We start from the raw sequence: 16,576 nt of genomic DNA, 5'->3' as shown, positions 1-16,576 counted from the left end.
GATCACGACTGATCCACCCGGGGACGATCACGGCTGAACCACCCCGGGGGCGCCCGAGCACCGTGCGGGGGCCCCCGGGCCCAGCTCCACCCACGCCTCGCCCGCACCCTCCAGCTCCAGCACCCACACCTCGTTGACGCCGTCCCGGAGCACCGGACCCGGTACGTACAGCGTCTCCTGCGGGCCCACCGACCAGTACCGGCCCAGGCAGAAACCGTTCACCCAGACGAACCCGCGCGTCCAGCCCGGCAGCCGCACCCCCGCGTGACCGACGCCCTCCGCCGTACCGACGGTGAACGCCCCCCGGAACAGCCCGGTCCGCTCCACTCCCTCGTCCATCGGCGAAGGCACCGGCCCGAACGGCACCCCCGCCACCGCACCCGCCTCCTCGAACGCGTCCAGCCGCAGCCCCCGGGCCCGTACACCGTGCAGGTACTGCCGCTCGTGCAGCACCCCGCCCGTGATCCCCTTCGGCTCACCCAGGCGCGGCCCGTAGTTGACCCGGCCCAGCGACTCCACCCACAGCTCCACCTCTGCCGGACCCGCCACCGGCTCCGGCAGCGTCGGGCCCTCCTCGGTCAGCACCCCCGCCCGCACCCCGTCGACGTACACCACCGCCCGGTCCCGCAACCCCGCCACCGTCAGCGGATACGGCATACGCGGCCCCGGCACCGCCACCCGGTAGCGCACCAGCCCCCGGCCCACGCCCAGCTCCTCGAACGTCGGCGCCACCCCCGTCTCCGGCCCCTCCGGATCACCCAGCGCCTCCAGTACGTCACCGAGCCCGGCCCACCCGTCCAACTCCACCCGCACCGGCGGTCCGGCCAGCCCCACCGGCTCCGGCGGCACCGCGGGCAGCGGGCCCTCCACGTATCCCTCCAGCACCTTCCGGAACAGGTGGAACTTCTCCGTGGCCCGCCCGTACTCGTCGACCGGCGCGTCATAGTCGTACGACGTCACCGTCGGCTGGAACTCCCCGTCCTGCACCGGCCCACCCCGGTTCGCCCCCGCCCACCCGGCGAAGTTCGTCCCGCCGTGCGCCATGTAGATGTTCACCGACGCCCCGCACTCCAGGATCTCCCGCAGCGCCCCGGCCGCCTGAGCCGCATCCCGTACGACCGGCTCCGCACCCCAGTGGTCGAACCAGCCGCACCAGAACTCCATGCACATCAGCGGCCCCTCCGGCTGATGGCGGCGCAGCACCTCGAACGCCTCCCGCGCACCGGAGCCGAAGTTCGCCGTGGCCGGCAGCCCCGGCACGGACCCGCCGGTCAGCATGTGGTCCTCCGGCCCGTCCGACGTGAACAGCGGGACGCTCACCCCGCACTCCCGCAACAACCCCGCCAGCCACTCCAGATACACCGCGTCGCTGCCGTAACTCCCGTACTCGTTCTCCGCCTGCACCAGGATCACCGGACCACCCCGGCCGATCTCCCGCTCCACCACCTGCGGCAGCAGCTCCCGGAACCACCGCTCCACCACCGCCCGGAACCCCGCGTCCCGCGTCCGCACCCGCCGCCCGAACCGGCCCGTCACCCAGACCGGTAGCCCGCCGTTCTCCCACTCGGCACAGATGTACGGACCCGGCCGCACGATCGCCCACAGCCCCGCCCGCCGCACCGCGTCCAGGAATCGCCCCAGCGCCCCCACATCCCGGTACGCCCCCTCGCGCTCCTCGTGCAGATTCCACGGCACGTACGTCTCGACGCAGTTCAGCCCCATCGCCGCCAGCATCGCCAGCCGGTGCTCCCACTGGTCCTCGTGCACCCGGGCGTAGTGCAGCGCACCCGACAGCAGCCGTACGGGCTTCCCGTCCAGCCGGAAGTGGTCGGTCCCCACGGTGACGTCGGACATCGTGTACGTACGCTCCTGCGCTCGGTCCACCCGGCGGCCCGGGCGGGCAATGGTCCGACCACTGTGACCTCTGGTGTTACGACGGTCCATGGACAAAGATCGCTGCTGATTGGACGCAAGGGACGGTCGGACGCAAGGGACGGTCGGACGCGACGGACCCGTCGGGCGTGACGGACCCGTCGGGCGTGACGTCTTCAAGGACCCTGGGAGGGGAAGGCCGCGATGTACCACACCTGGATGCGCTTCTTCACGCCCAGCCCGCTCCACCACCGCCTCGGCCTCGTCTGCCTCGGCGTCGGCCTCCAGCACGGCGCACTGCCCACCGTCGGCCCGCGCACCCTGGACCACCACGTCGCCGTCATCGTCAACTCCGGCACCGGCTGGTTCAGCGGCCCCGACGGCCGCCGCACCCCCGTCACCGGCCCCACCCTCATCTGGCTCACGCCCGGCACCCCGCACCACTACGGCGCCGATCCGGGCACCGGCTGGGACGAGAGCTTCGTCGACTTCACCGGCCCCGCCACCACCACCTACACCGAGCTCGGCTGCATCGAACCCGACCGCCCCCTCGTCCCGCTCTCCGACACCGCCGCCCCGCGCGCCGCCGTCGGCCGCATCGTGCGCGCCGCCCGCCGCGGCAACCCCCTCCTGGAGGTCGAGACCGCGGCCGCCGTCCACGAGCTCCTCGTCTCACTGCGCCGCGCCCGCGCCGACCTCGGCCCCGACGGCGATCCGGTCCTCCAGGCGCTCGCCCGCGACGCCTACCAGCCGCTCACCGTCGCCGAACACGCCGCGAAACACGGCATGACCCCCGCCGAACTGCGCACCGCCGTCCGCCGCGGCGCCGGATGCAGCCCCAAGGACTACCTCCTCACCATCCGCCTCGGCCGGGCCAAGGAACTCCTCGCCGCCACCGACCTCCCGGTCGCCGCCGTCGCCCGCCGCGTCGGCTACGACGACCCCGCCTACTTCTCCCGCCTCTTCGCCCGCCGCGTCGGCACCGCCCCCGTCCGCTTCCGCGAACAGCAGGGCCGCAGCGTGCCCGGCGGCTGGAGCGACCAGGTGCCCGACCCGGACCACCCGCCGATGATCGGGCCGTGAGGAAGGACGTCTAAGCTCGCTGACCATGAGTACGAGCGAGAACGACGCGTCCGCGTCCCAGCTGACCGACCCGTCCGTCCAGGCGGAGCTGAACCGGCTGCGCGAGTCCATCGACAACATCGACGCCGCCGTCGTCCACATGCTCGCCGAGCGCTTCAAGGCCACCCAGCAGGTCGGCCGCCTCAAGGCCGACCACCAGCTGCCGCCCGCCGACCCGGCCCGCGAGACCCGCCAGATCACCCGCCTGCGACAGCTCGCGCAGAGCGCCAACCTGGACCCGGCCTTCGCCGAGAAGCTGCTGAACTTCATCATCGCCGAGGTCATCCGCCACCACGAGCGCATCGCGGAGGAGACGGGCAACGGGAACGCTGCCGCCGCCGACGGGAACGCCAAGGCCGCCGGGGCCTGACGGACGCCACGGTCTCCGGGGCCTGACGGGCGGGGATGCCAAGGCTTCGAGGCCTGACGGGCAGGGGCGCTAAGGCCTTCGGGGCCTGACGGGCGGACGACCGCCGAGCCTCCTGTACGCCACCACCGCGAGCCCCGCGCCCGGCCTCCCGCGCACCACCGCCACCAGCCCCGCCCCGGCCACCGCACCCAGCACCGGCCCGGCCACGTACACCCACAGCAGCCCGGCCTCCCCGGACAGCAGCGCAGGGCCGAACTGCCGCGCGGGACTGGCCGATCCGCCGCTCAGCGGACCCAGCACCGCGATCACGAGCGCGGTGACCAGACCGACGGCGTACGGGAGGAGCCTCCGGCCCACCGGATGCCCCAGGAGCCCCGCGAGCAGCAGCGTCGACCCGGCCATCACCCCGGCCTCCGCCACCAGCACGGCCCCCTCGCTCCAGCCGGGACCGGGCCGCACCACCGCGTGCACGACCGGAGGCCGGACGACCACGGACCCCCACACCAGCTCCGCCAGCCACGTCCCCACCACCGAGCCGCCCACCTGCGCTACGACGTACGGCACCACCTCCCGCCCCGGAAACGCCCCGAGCCGCCACAGGGCGACGGTGACGGCCGGATTCAGATGCCCGCCCGACCACCGCCCCGGCGCGGAGAGCATGAGGACGGCGAGCAACGCGCCGACCCCCGCCCCGAGCAGCGCGAACGCCGCCCCGCCGCCTCCGTACCCGTCCGGCGCGAAGAGCCACCGCACACCGCTCACCACGGCCAGGAGCAGCAGCGCGGTCAGCCCGAACTCGCAGACGGCACGGCACATCAGGCCGGGGGAGGAGGAAGGGGAGGGGGCCGGCGGGCCGGGGAACCGGGAAGGAACCAGGTCAGGAAAGCGGTCGGTGGCGGTCGCGCGCGCAGGCGTGAGCGTCATGAGGACGTCCTCGGTACTCGGTGTGCCGCGCCGAGGAGATGGTAAGCGGCAACAGCCCCCAGGGGGTATACGCCCCCTCCCGTACACCGGCACACCTCACCCCCTCCTGGGGCAGGCCCCCCTTCCCGTACGCCCAGGGAGAACCCCCCTGCCCGCGCCCGATCCCGTACGGCAGCATGGGCCCATGTCCGTACTGACGCGCGACGAAGCGCAGACCCGAGCCCAGATCATCGACGTGGAGCGGTACACGATCGCCCTCGACCTCACCACCGGCGAGGAGACCTTCGACTCGCGGGCCGCGATCCGGTTCACCGCCCACGTGGCCGGAGACACCTTCGTCGAGGTCAAGCCCGCCACCCTGCGCTCGATCAGCCTGGACGGACAGCCCCTGGACCCCGCCCTCCTCGACGGCAACCGCTACCCCCTCACCGGACTCGCCGCCGGCCCGCACGAACTGCACGTCGACGCCGTGATGAGCTACTCGCGCACCGGCGAGGGCATGCACCGCTTCACCGACCCCGCCGACGGCGAGACGTACGTCTACACCCAGCTGTTCATGGAGGACGTCCAGCGCGTCTTCGCCGCCTTCGACCAGCCCGACCTCAAGTCCGTCTTCGCCATCGACGTGACCGCCCCCGAAAGCTGGACCGTCCTCGGCAACGGCATCGCCGACCGCACCGAGGACGGGCACTGGACCATCGCGCCCACGCCGCTCATCTCCACCTACCTCGTCGCCGTCGCCGCCGGCCCCTGGCACTCGGTCACCACCCGGCACGCCGGACTGCCCTTCGGCCTCCACTGCCGCCGCTCCCTCGCGCCCCACCTGGACACCGACGCGGACGAGATCCTCGGTATCACCCGCGCCTGCTTCGACCGCTACCACGAGAAGTTCGACGAGCCCTACCCGTTCGACTCCTACGACCAGGCCTTCGTCCCCGAGTTCAACGCGGGCGCCATGGAGAACCCCGGACTCGTCACCTTCCGCGACGAGTTCATCTACCGCTCGGCCGTCACCGACACCGAACGCCAGACCCGCGCCATGGTCGTCTCCCACGAGATGGCCCACATGTGGTTCGGCGACCTCGTCACCCTCAGCTGGTGGGACGACATCTGGCTCAACGAGTCCTTCGCCGAGTACATGGGCTACCAGACCCTCACCGAAGCCACCGCCTTCACCGACACCTGGGTCGAGTTCGGCGTCGCCCGCAAGGGCTGGGGCTACGACGCCGACCAGCGCCCCTCCACCCACCCGGTCGCACCCGACCCCGACGCGGTCCCCGACACCGCCTCCGCCCTCCTCAACTTCGACGGCATCAGCTACGCCAAGGGCGCCTCCGCACTCCGCCAACTCGTCGCCTGGCTCGGCGAGAAGGACTTCCTCGCCGGCATCAACACCCACTTCGCCCGGCACAAGTTCGCCAACGCGACCCTCGCCGACTTCATCGACAACCTCGCCTCCGCCACCGACCGCGACGTCCACGCCTGGGCCGAGCAGTGGCTGCGCACCACCGGCGTCGACACCCTCACCGCCGACGTCCACGAACCCACCGGACCCACCGAGGCCGGCCAGTCCTGGGCGCTCGCCGTCGAGCGCGACGGCAGCCGACCCCACCGCATCACCGTCGCCACCTTCGACCACGCCCTCAACACCCAGGCCGGCCCCGGCCACCTCGCCCCCCGCGACCGCTTCGAACTCGACATCCCCGGCGACTCCACCCCCACCGTCCGCACCGGCCGCCGCCCCGCCCTCGTCGTCCTCAACGACGGTGACCTCACCTACGCCAAGATCCGCCTCGACACCACCTCCTGGAAGACCGCCCTCGACCACCTCTCCGCCATCCCCGACGCCCTGACCCGCGCCGTCATCTGGAACGCCGCCCGCGACATGGTCCGCGACGGCGAGCTCGACCCCGCGCGCTACCTCACCGCCGCCCGTACCCACCTCCCGCACGAGAGCGACCTTGCCCTCGTCCAAGGCGTCCTGGCCTTCGCGGGCGGCCAGATCGCCGACCGCTACGTCACCCCCGAGGCCCGCCCGGCCGCCCTCGCCACCCTCACCAGCCTCTGCCGCGACCTGATCCGCCGCACGGAGGACGGCTCCCACCCGGGCCTGCGCCTCACCGCCGTACGCCACTTCATCGACGCCGCCACCCAGCCCGACACCCTCCAGGCCTGGCTCACCGAAGGAACCGTCCACGGCGGACCCGAACTCGACCCCGAGCTGCGCTGGCGCATCCTCACCCGCCTCGCCGTCCTCGGCGCCACCGACGAGCGGGCCATCGACGCCGAACTCGCCGCCGACCCCAGCGCCACCGGCCGCGAAGGAGCCGCCCGCTGCCGGGCCGCGCTGCCCACGCCCGAGGCCAAAGCGGCGGCCTGGCAGGCCATGTTCGGCGACGACACCCTCTCCAACTACCTGTTCACCGCCACGGCCCAGGGCTTCTGGCAGCCCGGCCAGGACGAGCTCCTGACCGCGTACGTCGACCGCTTCTACCCCGACGCCACCGCACTCGCCGCCCGCCGGGGCCCGGCCATCGCGGAGGCCGCCGGACGGTACGCATTCCCCGCGTACGCCATCGACCCCGACAGCCTCGCCACCGGCACCCGGGCCCTCAAGGACCCGGCCCTCATCCCGGCGCTGCGCCGCAAGCTGGTCGACCAGCTCGACGACCTCCGCCGGGCCCTGGCCGTACGGGCGACGGAGCACTGACCCGGCATACCCGGGGGAGGACCGGCGGGCGCGCGAAGACACCCTTCGCGCGCCCGCAGGCTTTTCAGCCGGTCATGCACCGACGGCCCCGCGACTGACCGCCGACGGACGCCCCACCGACAGACCGACCACCGAGGGATGGACCGTCGGTGGACCGGCCGTCGGCGGACCGGCCGTCCCTGAACCGGTTGCCCCCGACCGGCCGCCCGCAGAACCGCCGGCGGCCCCGCCTGCCCTGTCAGCGCCTCGGTCAGGATCGCCCGCGTCCCCTCGCGCCGCCGCGCCCCGGGACGCCACCTCCGCCGGAAGCCGCCGGCCTCCACCTCCGCCTGAAGCCGCCCCGACCTCCGCCTCCACCGGAAGCCACCCCGGCCTCCGCTCCACCGGAAGCCGCCCCGGGACGCCACCTCCGCCGGAAGCCGCCCGGCCTCCGCCTAAAGCGCACCCCCATCCCCACCGGGACCGCCCCCACCGGAACCGTCCCCACCGGAACCGCCCCTCACCGACGCCACCCCGCGAGGCGCACCCCGCAAGGCACCCCCGTACGCCCGTCCCGAAACCGCACATCTATACCACCTGAACCCCCGGCAAAGGGCCCACACCGGCCACCAGTACCCCTTTCGAGTTCAGATCGTTGACCTCTTCGGCCGCCCCGCCCGAAACCCGGGACAAGCTGGCATGTCCACCCCCGCCCTCCCGAAGGACGACCCCACCCATGCCCACCCCACCCCTCGCCGGAGGCACCGCAGGGCCCGCCGCACTGCGCCCCCTCATCGACACCGTGCTCACCGCACTCCACGACGGCGCGGCCCTCCGGGACGGCCCCCTCCCCGCAGGCGGACCCGACACCGTCACCCCCCGCACCCGCACCGCCACCCACCCCCTCATCCCCGACCACGGCACCGGCGCCCACCACGCCCTCCGCGCCCTCGTCACCGCCCTCACCGAAGGCGCCGCCGACCCCGCCCACCCCCACTGCACCGCCCACCTCCACACCCCACCCCTCGCGCTCGCCGCCGCAGCCGACCTCGCCGCCAGCGCCCTCAACCCCTCCATGGACTCCTGGGACCAGGCCCCCGCCGCCGCCACCCTCGAAGCCGACCTCACCACCGCACTCGCCACCGAGATCTACCCCCACACCCCCTCACCCGACGCCGTCATCACCACCGGCGGCACCGAAGCCAACCAACTCGCCCTCCTCCTCGCCCGCGAACGCCACGGCCCCGTCCAGACCGTCTGCGCCACCAACACCCACCACAGCGTCGCCCGCGCCGCCTGGCTCCTCGGCCTCCCCGAACCCGTCGCCGTCCCCGCCCCCGACGGCACGATGGACCCCGCCGCCCTCGACGACGCCCTCACCCGCCTCGACCGGCCCCTCCTCGTCGTCGCCACCGCCGGCACCACCGACACCGGCGCCATCGACCCCCTCGACACCATCGCCGACCTCTGCACCACCCACGGCGCCGAACTCCACATCGACGCCGCCTACGGCGGACCCCTCCTCTTCAGCCCTACCCACCGCACCCTCCTCCACGGCCTCCACCGCGCCCACAGCGTCACCCTCGACCTGCACAAACTCGGCTGGCAACCCGCATCCGCAGGCCTCTTCGCCGTCCCCGAGCGCCACCACCTCGCCCCCCTCCACCACCACGCCCCCTACCTCAACGCCGACGACGACACCGAAGCCGGCCTCCCCGACCTCCTCGGCCGCTCCCTGCGCACCACCCGCCGCCCCGACGCCCTCAAGATCGCCGTCACCCTCCAGGCCCTCGGCCGCACCGGCCTCGCCGACCTCATCGACCGCACCCTCGCCACCGCCCGCCACCTCGCCGACCTCATCACCCAAACCCCCACCCTCGACCTCTACCAGCGCCCCACCATCTCCACCGTCCTCTTCCGCCCCACCGACGCCGACGACCACACCGTCGCCACCCTCCGCCGCACCCTCCTCAACCGCGGCCACGCCGTCCTCGGCCGTGCCCACGCCGCCGGCCGCCTCTGGCTCAAGGCCACCCTCCTCAACCCCCACACCACCCCCCAGGACCTCCAGGCCCTCATCGACCTGATCACCGCCACCACCACCGACCTGGCAGTCACCACCGCCACCACCCCCCACCCCACCCCCCGCACAGAAGGCGACACCCCGCGATGACCGACCGGCCCGCCCCCGCCCCCGACCGGCCCCACGACCTCGTCGGCATCGGAATCGGCCCCTTCAACCTCTCCCTCGCCGCCCTCGCCCACAACATCCCCGCGACCCCCGACGACGACCCCCGCCCCCTCGCCGCGACCTTCTACGAACAACGCCCCGCCTTCCACTGGCACCCCGGCCTCCTCCTCGACGGCGCCAGCCTCCAAGTCCCCTTCCTCGCCGACCTCGTCACCCTCGCCGACCCCTCCAGCCCCTGGAGCTTCCTCAACTACCTCCGCACCCGCGACCGCCTCTTCCCCTTCTACTTCGCCGAGCGCTTCCACATCCAACGAGCCGAATACGACGCCTACTGCCGCTGGGTCAGCGAACAACTCCCCGGACTCCACTTCGGCCACCAGGTCGACGCCGTCCGCTGGAACGCCGAACGCGCCCTCTTCGAAGTCGACTTCACCCAACTCGACCCCGACGGCGAAGCCGAAGCCCTCGGCCGCGCCTACGCCCGCCACATCGCCCTCGGCATCGGCACCGAACCCTTCGTCCCCGAACCCCTCCGCCCCCTCGCCGAAGCCGAATCCGTCCCCGTACTCCACTCCGCCGACTACCTCCGCCACCGCGAACAACTCCTCGCCGCCGACCACATCACCGTCATCGGATCCGGCCAGTCCGGCGCCGAAGTCTTCCTCGACCTCCTGCGCGCCCGCCCCGAAGGCGCCGAAAAGATCCACTGGCTCGCCCGCACCCAGGCCTTCGCCCCCATGGAATACTCCAAGCTCGGCCTGGAGCACTTCACCCCCGACTACAGCCGCTACTTCCACGCGCTGCCCGAAACCGCCCGCGACGAACTCGTCCCCCGCCAATGGCAGCTCCACAAAGGCATCGACGCCGACACCATCGCCGCCATCCACGACGAGCTCTACCGCCGCACCCTCCACGGCGGCTGGCCCGACGCCACCCTCACCCCCGGCGTCCACGTCCGCACCGCCGGACGCCTCGCCAACACCCGCGTCGAACTCCACCTCGAACACACCCAGCAAGGCACCCGCTCCCGCCTCACCACCGACGCCGTCATCCTCGCCACCGGCTACCGCGAACGCCCCCTCGACGCCCTCCTCGGCGGCCTCGACCCCTACCTCCGCCGCGACGCCTCCCACCGCCCCCGCATCGACGACCAGTACCGCCTGATCCTCGACCGCGCGGTCACCGGACACGTCTACGTACAGAACGCCGAACGCCACACCCACGGCGTCGGCGCCCCCGACCTCGGCCTCGCCGCCTGGCGCAGCGCCACCATCCTCAACAACCTCACCGGCACCACCCCCTACCCCCTCCCCGAACGCACCGCCTTCACCACCTTCGGCCTCACCACCGGCCACCCCCGCGTCCCCGCCCAGACCCCCGCCCTCATTCCCCTCAGCCAGTCCGTCTGACCACCGCGACGCGAAACGGCCCGGGACCCCACCGAAGGAACCCGGGCCGAACGAACAGCACAGCGCACAGAGCTACGGGAACACCGGCGTCCCCTCACGCGTCAGCCGCCACCCCACCGAAGCGAACGCCGCCGGATCCACCGACCCCTTCGCCTGCACCCACCCGATGATCGTGTTCCGGATCTCGTCCGAATTCGCCCACAGCTGCTTCGCCCCCGGAACATGCGGGAAATTGCCCCCACCGCTCGCCCGGTAGTTGTTCACCGCGAACACGAACCGCGCCGCCGGATCCACCGGCTTCCCCTCGAACGAAAGCCCCACGATCCGCGACCCCACCGGCTGCGCGATATCGATGTCGTACGTCACCCCCGACACCGCGTCGTAGTTGTAATCCGGAATCCCGTCCGCATTCGTCAGCTTCGCCGTATCCACCGGACCACCCACCGGCGTCCGCACGTAATACCGCGCCGAATACTCCAGATACTCCTTCAACTGCGCACCCGTCAGCAGCCGCGCCTCCAACGTGTTCTCGAACGGATACAGCCCCGCCGCATCCCGGATCGTCACCTCACCCGCCGGAATCCCCGCCGTACGCGAGAAGCACGACGCCTGCGACAACACCGGCAGCTCCGCGTACTCCCCACCCGCCAGCGCCGCCGCCACCGTCTCCGTCTGCACCTGGTTGATCAGATCGATGATCGGCTCGTCCTTCCACGGCGCGTCCGCCGTCGACATCGCCACCACCGACGTACCGATCACCTGATTGACGTACGCCACCACCTTCCGGTGCTCGCCCCGCAACAGCGAGACCACCTTCCGGTCCTCGGCCACCGCATTCGAGTTCAGCACCTGCGAACCGGCCTTCTCGACCGTCCAGCACCCCTTCTCCCACACCAGATCGAAATCGAAAACCGTCAGCCGCTGCCCCCACTTCGCCGGCTCCGAGAGCACCACACGCTTTCCGGTCTCCTTGTTCACCACAAAATGCTCGGCGATCTCCACATGCGCGTGCCCCACCAGAATCGCGTCGATCCCCGGCACCTGCTCCGCCACCAGACCCGCCGCATTCTCGACGTACGGCAACTGATCCCCGTACGACGACGTCCCCGACGAACCCGAATGCGCCGACACGATCACCACATCAGCACCCATCGACCGCAGCCTCGGCACCCACTTCGCCGCCTGCTCCTCCAACCCCGGGAACACCATCTTCCCACCCACATTCACCTTGTCCCAGATCGCGATCCCCGGATTCGTCAACCCGAGCACCGCCACCCGCACATCACGCCCGAACGGCGTCCGCAACCGCTTGATGACATACGGCGCGAACGCCGGCCGCAACGTCCTCGCATCCAGCGCGTTCGCCCCCAGCAGCGGAAAATCACACTGCTCCTCGAACTTCCGCAGCACCGGAATCCCGTAGTTGAACTCGTGATTCCCCAGCGCTGCCGCGTCATAGCCGATCGCGTTCATCGCCTTCGCCATCGGATGCACCGGACCACGCCGCGCGGTGATCGGATCGACCTTCGCGTAGTAGTACGACAACTGCGTGCCCTGGATCGTGTCACCCGCGTCGATCAGCAACGTGTTCCGGCGCCCCTTCTCCCGGCGCACCTGATCCACCAGCGTCGAGATCTTCGCCAGACCGATGTCGTTGCGGGCCGCGTCGTCGTACTCCCTGTCGGTGAAGTAGTCCCAGTTGAAGACGTTCCCGTGCAGATCGGTCGTGCCCATGACGGTGAAGGAGTACCGCCGGCCCGGCCGCCCATGACCGCCACCACGCTCCCGGCCCTGCGCCCGAGCCTCACCACCCGCCACCACCACACCGGCGGCACCCGCACCGACAGCGGCCGAACGGCCCAGAAACGTCCTACGGTCCCACCGCTCCAACGCCATGCTTCTCACTCCTCGTTCAGTAGGGCAACGCGCGTAGATTCTGACCCGCCCCCGTTGCACGCGACACCCCCGGCAGATGAGGATCCGATGACCACCCCACACACCTCCTCCACAACCACCCCCGCCCGCCATGCCACAGTGAACGCATGACCGAAACTCCCACCCCCACGCCCGCACCCGCCCACCACCCCTACGGCACCCCCGACACCCCCCACGTCACCGTCCGAGGCGAAGCCCACCTCGAAGTCGACCCCGAACTCGCCCACATCACCCTCACCACCACCGCCCGAGGTACCGACCGCCGCACCACTCTCGACGACCTCACCCGCCGCAACACCGCCACCCTCGACCTCATCAAGAGCTACGGCGACACCATCGAAAAACTCGAAACCGGCACCCTCACCATCAACCCCGAACTCACCCGCCACGGCCGCGCCGAACGCATCCGCGCCTACCACGGCCACATCCAACTCACTCTCACCATCAACGACTTCGCCTCCCTCGGCGAACTCATCACCCGCCTCGCCGACCAGGAACTCACCCGCATCGACGGCCCCTGGTGGTCCCTCCGCCCCACCTCACCCCACCACGCCACCGCACGCCGCCAAGCCGTTCGCGAAACCCTCCAACGCGCCCGCGAATACGCCGAAGCCCTCGACACCCGCCTCGGCGCCCTCCTCGAACTCAACGACACCGGCACCCACCACACCCCCCTCGGCCGCGCCGCCTTCGCCGAATCCATGCCCTACGCGGCAGCGGCAGGCGGAGCGGAGGCCGCCGACGCCCCACCCCTCGACCTCGAACCCGTACGCCAGACCATCGACGCCCAAGTCGAAGCGTCCTTCACCCTCATCCCGCCGAACCTCGGATAAACGCTCATCAGAGCGGACCGCCGCACAATTCAACACTTGTCAATAACCCTTCACCCAAAGGTTGTTGAGGTGTCATGCCAAGCCAAATACCTACCCGTAGGTAAGGTTTAGGCTCGAACCATGCGCCGAGCAAAAATCGTTTGTACCCTGGGACCCGCAACCGACACATACGACCAGATCAAGGCCTTGGTCGAAGCGGGAATGGACATCGCCCGCTTCAACCTCAGCCACGGCTCCTACGCCGAACACGAGCAGCGATACCACCACGTACGCAAAGCCGCCGAAGAGACCGGCCGCAGCGTCGGCATCCTCGCCGACCTTCAAGGCCCGAAGATCCGCCTCGGACGCTTCCGCGAAGGCCCCGTACTCCTTGAACGCGGCGACACCTTCACCATCACCGTCGAACCCCTCGAAAACGAAGGCAACGGCGACATCTGCGGCACCACCTACGACGGCCTCGCCGCCGACGTCACCACCGGCGAACGCATCCTCGTCGACGACGGCCGCGTCACCCTCGAAGTCACCGGCATCGACGGCCCCCGCGTCCACACCACCGTCATCGAAGGCGGCATGGTCTCCGACAACAAAGGCCTCAACCTCCCCGGCGTCGCCGTCTCCGTCCCCGCCCTCTCCGAGAAGGACATCGACGACCTCCGCTGGGCCCTGCGCACCGGCGCCGACCTCATCGCCCTCTCCTTCGTCCGCACCGGACGCGACATCGACGACGTCCACCGCATCATGGACGAAGAAGGCCGCCACCTCCCCGTCATCGCCAAGGTCGAAAAACCCCAGGCCGTCGAGAACATCGACGACATCGTCGCCGCCTTCGACGGCATCATGGTCGCCCGCGGCGACCTCGGCGTCGAAATGCCCCTCGAACAGGTCCCGATCGTCCAGAAGCGCGCCATCAAGCTCGCCAAGCGCAACGCCAAGCCGGTCATCGTCGCCACCCAGATGCTCGACTCGATGATCGACAACTCCCGCCCCACCCGCGCCGAAGCCTCCGACGTCGCCAACGCGATCATCGACGGCACCGACGCGGTGATGCTCTCCGGCGAGACCAGCGTCGGCAAGTACCCCATCGAGACCGTCCGCACCATGTCCCGCATCGTCGAAGCAGCAGAAGAAGACATCCTCGCCAAGGGCCTCCCGCCCCTCACCGAACGCAACAAACCCCGTACCCAGGGCGGCGCGGTCGCGAGGGCCGCCGCCGAGATGGGCGACTTCCTCGGCGCCAAGTTCCTCGTCGCCTTCACCCAGAGCGGCGACACGGTCAAGCGCCTCTCCCGCTACCGCTCACCCATCCCGCTCCTCGCCTTCACCCCCGACGAAGCGACCCGCGCCCAGCTCAACCTCACCTGGGGCGTCGAGACCTTCCTCGGCCCGCACGTCGACTCCACGGACGCGATGGTCGCCCAGGTCGACGAGGAACTGCTGCGCATCGGCCGCTGCGCGAAGGGCGACATCGTGGTGATCGCGGCCGGCTCCCCGCCCGGCGTCTCGGGCTCCACGAACCTGGTCCGCGTCCACCACGTGGGCGAGGACGACAGCCCGAAGTAGGGCGGCTCAGTATTTCGGCCCGACGTGCGCATCCATGAGGGCGACGGATGCCCGTCGGGCTACGGAGATGTTGTAGGGCTTGCCCGCCCGTGTGCAGTGCGTCCAGACGATGCCGAGCGCGTCGAGGGTGTCGGTGTAGAGGCGGCGGATGTCGTCGGAGACGTTGGTGAACCAGTACCGGGGGTATTCGTAGCGCTTGCGTTCGCCGCCGACCATGCGCGTGGTCCAGTTGGTGATGCGACAGCCGTCGGAGTGGATGAGCCCCCGTACGAGCTGCCAGGGGTGTGCGTCGACGATCGCCCGCTGCCAGGGCTCCAGGGCTATGTCGCGCTCGTGCTTCCGGCCGGGGCCGTGCTGGGGGAAGAGACAGACGAGGTGCTTCGAGTAGACCTTGATGTTGTGGCAGCCGGTCCTGCGGACCCGGCACGTGGCGTTCTCCGGGAACACCTTGCGTAACGCGGCCTCCGCCTCGTTCTGGATACCGGGCCAGGCGTCGTCCAGCGTGATCATGAGGCTCGGCGCCCGGTGTCCTGCGTACTGGCTGATATGGCCGTCGCCCAGGTAGAGGCCCAGCAGGTAGGCATAGGTGGGCTCATCGAGTGCCGTGCCGTCGCACCGGTGGCACGGGGGCGTGTGGGTCTTGCTGCGCACTTGTGCGCTCTGTACGTTCACTCGGCCACTCTTCGTGAAGAGGGTCGAACATGGGCAGCAAAAAGCGGATGTTCACGCGAAAGTGAACATCCGCCCTGCGAGCCGGTACCGGGTATGGGATTCGAACCCACATGTCCTTTCGGACAGAGGTGTTTGAGACCTCCGCGTCAACCAATTGCGCCAACCCGGCGTGGTGACCGATCAGCAGTGTACCTGGTGACAGAAGGCAGCAGCAGGTAGGTAGGCTGCTTCGCAGCAGTGCCTGCCCTGAATCAAGGAGCCCCGTGACCACCCCCGAGTCGCCCCAGCCCGTAGACGCCGTCGACGACGACAAGTCGCACGTCCCGCCGCTGACGACCCGCGTCGTCATCGCCGAGGACGAGGCCCTCATCCGCCTCGACCTCAAGGAGATGCTGGAGGAGGAGGGCTACTCCGTCGTCGGGGAGGCGGGTGACGGGCAGCAGGCCGTCGAGCTGGCCCGGGAGCACAAGCCGGACCTCGTGATCCTGGACGTGAAGATGCCGGTCCTCGACGGGATCTCCGCCGCCGAGAAGATCGCCGAGGAGTCCATCGCGCCCGTCCTCATGCTCACCGCCTTCTCGCAGCGCGACCTGGTCGAGCGGGCCCGGGACGCCGGGGCGATGGCGTACCTGGTGAAGCCGTTCAGCAAGAGCGACGTGGTGCCGGCCATCGAGATGGCCGTCTCCCGGTTCGCGGAGCTGAAGGCGCTGGAGAGCGAGATCGCGGACCTGTCCCAGCGGCTGGAGACCCGGAAGCTGGTGGACCGGGCCAAGAGCATCCTGCAGACGGATTACGGGCTCTCCGAGCCGGCCGCGTTCCGGTGGATCCAGAAGACGTCGATGGACCGCCGGATGTCGATGCAGCAGCTGGCGGAGGCGCTGATCGCGGACGCCGATGAGAAGAAGAAGGCGGCCGAGTAGCCGCGTACGTATCCAAGCGAGAGGCCCGCACCCGGGAAGAACCGGGTACGGGCCTCTTCTCATACAGAGGAGAAAGGAC

General features: G+C 70.8%; 12 protein-coding genes and 1 tRNA gene. 8 read left to right on the top strand and 5 right to left on the bottom strand.

Features of this window, described 5'->3' with window-relative positions; translation table 11 throughout:
- Positions 1-27 precede the first annotated feature (27 nt).
- Entirely contained in the window at positions 28-1,854 is a 1,827-nt protein-coding gene (locus tag ACIRR8_RS28330; protein WP_404070082.1) for a beta-galactosidase family protein, read from the bottom strand.
- 222 nt (positions 1,855-2,076) lie between these two features.
- On the opposite strand from ACIRR8_RS28330, the gene ACIRR8_RS28325 reads away from it, so the two are divergent.
- Together ACIRR8_RS28325 and ACIRR8_RS28320 are read left to right on the top strand one after the other, a co-directional pair.
- Positions 2,077-2,955 carry an AraC family transcriptional regulator gene (locus ACIRR8_RS28325; protein ID WP_404070080.1) on the top strand — a complete coding sequence of 293 codons (879 nt, stop codon included), beginning with the start codon at positions 2,077-2,079 and terminating at the stop codon, positions 2,953-2,955.
- Positions 2,956-2,980: 25 nt separating this feature from the next.
- Entirely contained in the window at positions 2,981-3,364 is a 384-nt protein-coding gene (locus tag ACIRR8_RS28320) for a chorismate mutase (RefSeq protein ID WP_404070078.1), read from the top strand.
- Between the two features lie 69 nt (positions 3,365-3,433).
- On the opposite strand, the gene ACIRR8_RS28315 is transcribed toward ACIRR8_RS28320, so the two are convergent.
- Positions 3,434-4,288, bottom strand: coding sequence for an MIP/aquaporin family protein (locus ACIRR8_RS28315; protein ID WP_404070076.1), 855 nt, complete (start codon positions 4,286-4,288; stop codon positions 3,434-3,436).
- 184 nt (positions 4,289-4,472) lie between these two features.
- Here ACIRR8_RS28315 and pepN point away from each other — a divergent pair, with 184 nt between their 5' ends.
- The 3 genes from pepN to ACIRR8_RS28300 all read left to right on the top strand — a co-directional run bounded on the left by pepN (position 4,473) and on the right by ACIRR8_RS28300 (position 10,577).
- Positions 4,473-6,998 (top strand): aminopeptidase N, encoded by a 2,526-nt coding sequence (gene pepN, locus ACIRR8_RS28310; RefSeq protein WP_404070074.1) that lies wholly within the window; start codon positions 4,473-4,475, stop codon positions 6,996-6,998.
- A 715-nt stretch (positions 6,999-7,713) separates the two neighbouring features.
- A complete protein-coding gene (locus ACIRR8_RS28305) occupies positions 7,714-9,150 on the top strand; it encodes a pyridoxal phosphate-dependent decarboxylase family protein (RefSeq protein ID WP_404070072.1) in 1,437 nt (478 codons plus the stop codon).
- Positions 9,147-10,577, top strand: a complete 1,431-nt coding sequence (locus tag ACIRR8_RS28300) for a lysine N(6)-hydroxylase/L-ornithine N(5)-oxygenase family protein (RefSeq protein ID WP_404070070.1) — start codon at positions 9,147-9,149, stop codon at positions 10,575-10,577. The genes ACIRR8_RS28305 and ACIRR8_RS28300 overlap by 4 nt, the downstream gene beginning before the upstream one ends.
- A 72-nt stretch (positions 10,578-10,649) precedes the next feature.
- On the opposite strand, the gene ACIRR8_RS28295 is transcribed toward ACIRR8_RS28300, so the two are convergent.
- Positions 10,650-12,473, bottom strand: coding sequence for a bifunctional metallophosphatase/5'-nucleotidase (locus tag ACIRR8_RS28295; protein WP_404070068.1), 1,824 nt, complete (start codon positions 12,471-12,473; stop codon positions 10,650-10,652).
- A gap of 146 nt (positions 12,474-12,619) precedes the next feature.
- On the opposite strand from ACIRR8_RS28295, the gene ACIRR8_RS28290 reads away from it, so the two are divergent.
- Positions 12,620-13,345 carry an SIMPL domain-containing protein gene (locus ACIRR8_RS28290; RefSeq protein ID WP_404070066.1) on the top strand — a complete coding sequence of 242 codons (726 nt, stop codon included), beginning with the start codon at positions 12,620-12,622 and terminating at the stop codon, positions 13,343-13,345.
- 120 nt (positions 13,346-13,465) lie between these two features.
- Positions 13,466-14,905, top strand: coding sequence for a pyruvate kinase (gene pyk, locus ACIRR8_RS28285; RefSeq protein ID WP_404070064.1), 1,440 nt, complete (start codon positions 13,466-13,468; stop codon positions 14,903-14,905).
- A 6-nt stretch (positions 14,906-14,911) separates the two neighbouring features.
- Here pyk and ACIRR8_RS28280 read toward each other — a convergent pair whose 3' ends face one another.
- The gene (locus ACIRR8_RS28280) at positions 14,912-15,556 is read right to left on the bottom strand and encodes a helix-turn-helix domain-containing protein (protein WP_404070062.1); all 645 of its coding nucleotides are present in this window, start codon (positions 15,554-15,556) and stop codon (positions 14,912-14,914) included.
- A 106-nt stretch (positions 15,557-15,662) separates the two neighbouring features.
- A tRNA-Leu gene (locus ACIRR8_RS28275) sits at positions 15,663-15,746 on the bottom strand.
- A 94-nt stretch (positions 15,747-15,840) separates the two neighbouring features.
- Here ACIRR8_RS28275 and ACIRR8_RS28270 point away from each other — a divergent pair.
- Positions 15,841-16,497: an ANTAR domain-containing response regulator gene (locus tag ACIRR8_RS28270; protein WP_404070060.1), complete on the top strand. Its 657-nt coding sequence runs from the start codon at positions 15,841-15,843 to the stop codon at positions 16,495-16,497.
- Positions 16,498-16,576: the final 79 nt, after the last annotated feature.

Origin of the sequence: Streptomyces sp. NPDC101178 (assembly GCF_044767965.1) — a bacterium.
In the GTDB taxonomy this organism is placed as follows: domain Bacteria; phylum Actinomycetota; class Actinomycetes; order Streptomycetales; family Streptomycetaceae; genus Streptomyces.
This window is presented reverse-complemented; position numbering and strand designations above follow the sequence as displayed.